The sequence below is a fragment of the Gemmatimonadota bacterium genome (assembly GCA_039715185.1).
GTDB lineage: Bacteria > Gemmatimonadota > Gemmatimonadetes > Longimicrobiales > RSA9 > DATHRK01.
Window position 1 is genome coordinate 1 of record JBDLIA010000238.1, and the last position, 1129, is coordinate 1129.

The 1129-nt window shown below is 68.9% G+C and carries 2 protein-coding genes; one reads left to right on the plus strand and one right to left on the minus strand.

What is annotated here, in order from left to right:
* Positions 1 to 828, plus strand: an 828-nt coding sequence (locus tag ABFS34_16960) for an Mrp/NBP35 family ATP-binding protein (protein ID MEN8377116.1), incomplete at its 5' end; no start/stop codon positions are given.
* Between the two features lie 18 nt (positions 829 to 846).
* Here the strand turns inward: ABFS34_16960 and ABFS34_16965 are convergent.
* Positions 847 to 1129 (minus strand): bifunctional hydroxymethylpyrimidine kinase/phosphomethylpyrimidine kinase (locus tag ABFS34_16965; GenBank protein ID MEN8377117.1); only part of this gene is annotated, 283 nt, incomplete at its 5' end.

Genomic DNA, 1129 nt, shown 5'->3' on the forward strand with positions numbered 1-1129 from the left:
TCCGAGATCCTCCCCGGTGTGAGGAACACGATTGCCGTGGCCTCGGGCAAGGGCGGCGTCGGCAAGAGCACGACGGCCGTGAATCTCGCGCTCGCGCTCCAGGAGGCAGGCGCCGCCGTGGGCGTGATGGACGCCGACGTGTACGGCCCCTCCCTGCCCCTGCTCACGGGGGTGACCGGCCGGCCGCGCTCCCTGGACAAGCGCATTCTCCCCCACGAGGGCTACGGCCTGAAGCTCATGTCGATGGGCTTCCTGGTCAACGAGGACTCCCCGGTGATCTGGCGGGGCCCGATGGTGCACGGGCTCGTCAGCCAGTTCCTGAGCGACGTCGAATGGGGCGAGCTCGACTACCTCGTGATCGACATGCCGCCGGGCACCGGCGATGCGGCGCTCACGCTGACCCAGAAGGCGCCGCTCTCGGGCGCCGTCATCGTGACGACCGCCAACGATCTCTCGCTGATCGACGCCCGCAAGGGGCTCAAGATGTTCGAGAAGGTGGAGGTGCCGGTCCTGGGCATCATCGAGAACATGTCGTACTTCACGCCGCCGGATCTCCTGGACCGCAAGTACTACCTCTTCGGCGAAGGGGGAGGAAAGCGGACTGCCGAGGAGCTGGACGTCGCCTTTCTGGGTGAGGTCCCCATCGACCCGCGGATCGTCGAGGGAGGGGATGCGGGTCGACCGATTCTCGTTCACGCTCCGGATTCCGCTGCCGCTCAGGCGTTCCGGGATCTCGCAGGGAAGGTCGCTCGCAGCCTCGCCGTCCTGGCAGACAGCATGCCCCCCGTCGCCGACGCGAACATCACCTGGGTGACGAGTCCGAACTAGAGCCTCGCCCCGCGCTCTCTACGCCCAGTGATCGACCGGGCCGTGGCCATGGCCGAGGCCGGGGGCGCTGGCGATGGCGCGCGAGATGAAGTCCTTGGCCTGGCGCACAGCATCGACCAGCGTCTCGCCGCGAGCGAGAAGCGCTGTAATGGCAGCCGAGTAGGTGCAGCCCGTCCCGTGGGTGTGGGGGGTGTCGATGCGGGGGGCGGCCAGGCGCACGAACGCGGCGCCATCGTAGAAGAGATCGACCGCCTCCTCGCCGGGAAGCTGCCCGCCCTTCACGAGCACCGCCGCGGCGCCG